3 protein-coding genes are annotated in these 6,152 nt (G+C 57.3%); all 3 read left to right on the top strand.

Going from position 1 to position 6,152, the window contains the following annotated elements; translation table 11 throughout:
• Positions 1-1,355, top strand: a 1,355-nt coding sequence (locus ABF979_RS11005; RefSeq protein ID WP_415559795.1) for an alpha/beta hydrolase family protein, incomplete at its 5' end; no start/stop codon positions are given.
• Between the two features lie 243 nt (positions 1,356-1,598).
• Positions 1,599-4,487 carry a TonB-dependent receptor plug domain-containing protein gene (locus ABF979_RS11000; protein WP_415559793.1) on the top strand — a complete coding sequence of 963 codons (2,889 nt, stop codon included), beginning with the start codon at positions 1,599-1,601 and terminating at the stop codon, positions 4,485-4,487.
• Positions 4,488-4,607: 120 nt separating this feature from the next.
• Positions 4,608-6,113: a D-alanyl-D-alanine carboxypeptidase/D-alanyl-D-alanine-endopeptidase gene (gene dacB / locus ABF979_RS10995; RefSeq protein WP_415559791.1), complete on the top strand. Its 1,506-nt coding sequence runs from the start codon at positions 4,608-4,610 to the stop codon at positions 6,111-6,113.
• Positions 6,114-6,152: the final 39 nt, after the last annotated feature.

The following is a 6,152-nucleotide window of genomic DNA, read 5'->3' as shown; positions in this document are numbered from 1 at the left end:
CCATTGCCTTCGTCCGGGCCTATCACCCCCTGATGACGGCCGAACGCGGCAAGGGACATTTCTGGTCCCTTCAGGTCTATGACACCGCATCTGGCACGGAGCATACTCTCTGGACCGCACCGGAAGGCACCGGAAACCGCTTCTGGGCGCCGGAAGGCATGGACCTGACATGGACCCGCAACGGACAGCTCCTGTTCCCCTGGGAAGGCAGCGGCTGGCTGCGCCTCTGCGCCCTCAGCGTCACCGCCCCTGCCGCAACACCACGCTGCCTGACGCCGGATCACGCCGAAATCGCGTCATACCGTCTGTCAGCAGATGAAACCCGCCTGCTCTACACCGCCAATATCGGTGATCCGGATCACTGGCGCGCCTGGTCCCAGCCCCTTGATAACAGCCAGCCCGTGGTCCTGAGCGCGCCCAATGAACAGGTCATGGATCTCACACTGGCGGGACCGGTCCTTGCCATAATGGCTACAGGCACAGACCAGCCCGCCCATCCGGTCGTGCTTCAGAACACTGTCCGGCACCTGCCCGTAATCCCCGCTACCCCGAACGGCTTCACATTCACAACCCCTCAGATCGTGCATTTCCGCAGCGATGACGGCCGCGACATTCACGGACAGATCTTCCTGCCTCCCGCCGGAACACCCGGTCCGCATCCCGCGCTGGTCTTCGTCCATGGCGGCCCGTATCGGCAGATGCTCCCGGCCTTCAATCCGATGGGCTATTATTCCAATGCCTATGTCATGAACCAGTTTCTGGCATCGCACGGATATGTGGTGCTGGCCGTCAATTACCGTAGCGGCACCGGCTACGGCGTGGACTTCCGAACCGCCCCCGGCATCGGCCGCGCGGGCGCCAGTGAATACAAGGACGTTCACGCAGCCGGACTGTTCCTCCGCAGCCGTTCCGACGTGGCCCCCAGCAAGATCGGCATCTGGGGTGGAAGCTGGGGTGGTTATCTGACGGCTCTGGCCTTGGCCCGCAACAGCGATCTGTTCGTAGCCGGTGCAGATTTCCACGGCGTCCATGACATGACGGAACCAGATCATTCCGGCCTTTCTCCCGAGGAGAAGCAGCGGGAAAAGGAGAGCGAGTGGCTATCATCCCCAATTGCCGACATCGCGCACTGGCGCTCACCAGTCCTGCTGATCCACGGGGATGACGACTTCAACGTCGAATTCGAACAATCCGTCCTGCTGGCCCGTATGCTCGTGGAACGGAATATTCCGTTCGAAGATCACGTCTTCCCCGGTGAACGCCACGCCTTCCTGCGAACACAGGACTGGCTGAACGCCTATCTGTGGACGCTGCATTTCTTTGACATAGAGCTACCAGCCGTACAGCCAAACTGACTCCTGCCGGATCTGCGTGCGGGACAAACATTTCCAAAAGGCAAATCCGGCCGGGAACCGAGGCATATTCTTCCCCGTCACCAACAAAATGTTGCCTTCATGAAACGTAAGGAGATGTCGCGCACTTAACTTTTGGTTATATAGCGCGCGCAGTTTCGAAATCGACGGTTGCAAAGCAGACATGCATATTAATTCGATATCGCAACATCACCGCCCACCGGCGCTTATCGAGGGAACCAGGGTATGACGGCCAGACTGCCCCTGAAGTCTTATCTCCTGTCCTTTGCAGCTCTGTCGTCGGGCGCAGCGTACCTCGTGCCGCAGCAGGCTTATGCTGCCGCAACAGTGTCCAGCCCTGCCGATGCCAAGGACACATCATCTCACTCTACAAAATCCTCCGCGGAGCACAAAAAAACTCAAAAACCGGTTAAGGCCAGCCGGGAAGTCATTACGGTTACGGGCAGTCACATTGCGAACGCGCATATCAAGTCTCCGACCCCCATCAGCTCCCTTAACCAACAGGAAATCCTGAATCAGGCCCCAAGCAACAATATTGCTGACCTGATCAACCAGATGCCGCAATTCGCGGGAAGCCAGACACCTCAGAATTCCGCCTATTCCCTAAGTGATGGCCTCGCTGGCATCAACGCACTCAACCTCCGTAATCTTGGTGCAGTCCGGTCACTCGTGCTTCTGGATGGACGACGGATCACGCCATCCGCCATCACCGGGATTGTCGACATCAACACAATCCCACAGCAGCTGGTCAAACGTGTGGATGTAGTGACGGGAGGAGCCTCCGCGCAGTACGGCTCCGATGCTGTCGCAGGGGTCACGAACTTCGTACTCGACAAGACCTACACAGGCCTGAAGGTGACTGCGGATTCCGGCATCTCGGACTATGGGGATGGAGAGAACCAGCATGCCGCCATAGCTGGCGGCTTTGGCTTCGCACATGGGAAGGGGCACGTTCTTCTTAGTGGCGACATTGCCCATCAGGACGGCATTTTCAGTGTAAACCGCAGCTGGAACAGAAACGGCGACCGCATTATCGCCAATCCCGACTATGCAGCGGGAAACGGTCAGCCCTATTACATCCGCGTTGGTAATGCAGGAACCAACAACGTCATGCCCGGAGGGATCATTAATGCCTCCAAGGGAGGCGTGACCAATTCGCTGCGTGGGATCTATTTTGGTCCGGGCGGAAGTGTCAATCACTACAATTACGGCGCTCTGTCGACCTCCAGCGTCTCGGTCGGCGGTGATCAGAACCTGGCCAACAATAACAAAAATATTGGCCTGGAACCTCAGAGCGACCGTAAAAATCTCTTCGGACGCCTGAGCTACGATGTCGCGCCGTGGATGACCCTGTATGCCGAGGGCGCCTACAATGAGAGCGAATACGTCTACAACGCCGGGCCACAGTATCTCAGCTCAATCTCGCTGAAAGGGACCAACCCCTATCTTGTGGATGCTCTTGGCGCTGACGCACTTCAGAATGTCTCGAACGTCACTGTCGGGACAACTGCGCTCGACATGCCCTACCGTCGGACTGACAATCTCCGCAACGTCCAGCGTTATACGTTCGGTGGCGAAGGCAACTTCGAGATGTTCGGCAAACGCGCCTCATGGAACGCCTACGCCCAGTATGGCGTCACCCACACACACGAGCAGATCTACAACGTCATGAACACGGCAAAGATCGCCAATGCGACCGATGCCGTGCGAAACTCGGCCGGGCAGACTGTCTGCCGCTCTTCCCTGACCAATCCCGGCGATGGCTGCTCCCCGATCGACTGGCTGGGAACGGGCGTTATGTCGTCATCGGCCATTGATTACGCTCTTGGCGCACCATGGCGGAATCAGCGGTTTCAGGAAATCGTCTCGGGCGTCAACCTCTCCACGATCCCCTTTGCGACATGGGCCGGAGATGTGAACGTCGCCGTCGGTGGCGAATATCGTGACGAGCGTGCCTCGGGATACGTTCCGGCAGAATACCAGTCGGGCTGGTCGGTCGGCAATTACCGGCCGACCTTTGGGCACTACAACGTCAAGGAAGCTTATTTGGAGACCGCCGTGCCGCTGGCGAAAGGTCTATCCTTTAACGGTGCCGTCCGCGGAACGGACTACTCGACTTCTGGCTATGTCACGACATGGAAAGTTGGCGGAACGTGGCAACCTGTCAGGGATGTTCTGTTCCGCGCCACCCAGTCGCACGACATCCGTGCACCAAACATCAACGAACTCTACAACGCAGGGACATCCCAGACGACGAGCGTGCTCGACCCGGTCACGGGTCAGACGGCTACCGTTCTCTCCACGACGACCGGCAATACGAAACTGCGTCCCGAGACGGCTAACACAACCGTCGTCGGCGCCGTCATCACTCCGCGATATGTTTCCGGCCTGGCGGTTTCGGTTGACTGGTTCCACACCAAGATCAAAGGTGCGATCGAACAGTTCTATCCGCAGTCCATCATTAACGAATGCTATGCAGGATACACGACCTTCTGTTCGGCGGTCCGTCCCGATCCGAGTGGGACGCGTGATCTTCTCATCAGCGCCTCTCCGTTCAACTTTGCCAATCTTGAAACCAGTGGGATCGATATCGACGCCTCTTACAGCTTTCCCCTCCGCCGCCTGCTACGCGACGCCGATGGCAAGTTCACCCTCCACGGTCAGGCCACAAACTACCTGAAATATGTTTCTAATTCCGGTGTGGGCTATACCGTCGACACATCAGGCGACATTTCGTCCGGCCCGCCGCGCTGGATCTACCGCTTCTCGGCCACCTACAGCACGTCACGATACAGCGTCACGGCCATCGCCCGGGGCATCAGTGCAGGCAATTATTCCAACAGCTATGTTCAGTGCTCGGGGACCTGCCCAGCGTATAACGCCAATTATCCCACGATCAACGATAACCGTGTCACGGGCATTTTCTACTTCGACATGAACGCGACCTACAATCTGCCGGTCGAGAAAATCGGCAAGATGCAGCTTTTCCTGACCGTAACCAACCTCGCAAACACCTCTCCGATCCTTCTGCCGGAAGGCGGACTTGAGGCCGACGAAACCTATAGCAACCTGCTCGGCCGGACTTATCGCGGCGGTATTCGCATGGAATTCTAAGGGCGGTTTTTCCACTCCAGATCTTCCCCGCACTGAGGCTGCCTGCACACCAAGCACAGGCAGCCTCTTATTGTTTCAGCGTCAGGCTGAACTTTGTAATTCCCAGTCAGCCAAGGTCTTATGCGTCAGATCTCCAGCTTTACTCTGAAAGGTTTTCGCCGGGTTTTCCTTTCCTTCGGGACAGCCGGACTTCCCATAATCCTGAGCGCCTGTGCTTTCCACAGTTCCTCTGCCCCTCTTGGACCGCATGCCCTCGCTGAGCGACTTTCGCCCATCCTCCGGACCTCCCAAGAACAGGGCGTACGCTGGGGAGTTGTCATTTCCACGAGGGATGGAAAAGTTCTTTTTTCCCGAAATGCCACCGGGCGCTTCATCCCAGCGTCAAATGCCAAACTCTTCACGACAGCCGCCGCAATGGCTGATCTTGCCGAATTGGAGCGCGATGAAGCCACACATCCCACTGCCCTTCTGCTGGCGCCACACGCTCACGGCGCGCCAGATCTCATTCTCCAAGGCTCAGGAGATCCTTTCCTCTCCGATGACGCTGCATGCAAAACCGACTGCCTGAAAACGCTGGCCGATGCTGTCTTCGCCAAAAAGCTCAGACGCGTTCATGCCATTATTGCTGATGACCAGTTGTTCGCGGATGAGCGCTGGGGTGATGGATGGAGCTGGAATAACCTGCAAACACAATGGGGCACGGCCGTTTCGGCACTTACACTGAACGACAATATCGCTGAACTGGACGTACAGCCCGGCGCATACCCTGGCAAACGCCCGTTGTTTCGCTGGTCATCCCCAGCCGAGGAACTGACGGTAATCAATCAGGCTCTTACCGTACAGGATGGAAAACCTGAGCTGAGTTTTGAAAAGAAACCCGGTGAAACCCGTCTTGTCCTGACAGGCACGCTACCTGTAGGAGCGGCAGTCCAGACATTGAAAATCGGGATCGACGATCCAGCACTCCTGACGGCACACCATTTCAGGTCGCTGCTTCACGACGCGCGCATCAAGGTTCAGACTGTGAAAGCTCGTCATCGCCTGGCGAACAGTCCAGCCGAAATCATTGCGCCAGCTGCTCAAGTCCTTGCCACCCTCCCAGCACCAGATCTGAAAGAGGACATCCGTTATCTCCTAAAGACCAGTCAGAACCTTCATGCCGAACTCCTCCTCCGCCGCTTAGCTCTTGTCCATGGGAATGGTTCTGTCGAAGACGGACTAGCCGAGCGCCGCCGGGTTCTGACTGCTCTGGGGTTGGCTCCTGTGGGCTTCTCTCTTTACGACGGCTCGGGAATGTCCCCCTACAACCGCGTTACACCTCAAACTGTGATCCAACTCCTTCTCCGCGCTGACCAACAACCTTGGGGCGCTGAATGGCGGGACGACCTTCCGCTGGCAGCATCAGACGGAACGCTTGCGCACCGTTTTATTGGCACGGTCGTCGCTGGTCACCTGCATGCAAAAACAGGTACGCTCGCAGCAACCCACTCCTTATCAGGTTATCTCCAGACAGTGCGGGGTCAGACCCTTTTGATTGCCGTATTCACAAACGACGTGCCGGACAGTCTGCCACATCCGACGAAAATCATGGACGATCTGGTGACTGCTGTCGCCATGGCCGAATAATCGCCTGAAGAGCACATTTTGAAGGATAATGTCTTAATT

The organism is Gluconobacter sp., from assembly GCF_047723935.1.
In the GTDB taxonomy this organism is placed as follows: domain Bacteria; phylum Pseudomonadota; class Alphaproteobacteria; order Acetobacterales; family Acetobacteraceae; genus Gluconobacter.
This window is presented reverse-complemented; position numbering and strand designations above follow the sequence as displayed.

Excerpts from the sequence above, each read along its gene's own strand:
- dacB (WP_415559791.1), top strand. The coding sequence starts at position 4,608 with ATGCGTCAGATCTCCAGCTTTACTCTGAAAGGTTTTCGCCGGGTTTTC.
- ABF979_RS11000 (WP_415559793.1), top strand. The coding sequence starts at position 1,599 with ATGACGGCCAGACTGCCCCTGAAGTCTTATCTCCTGTCCTTTGCAGCT.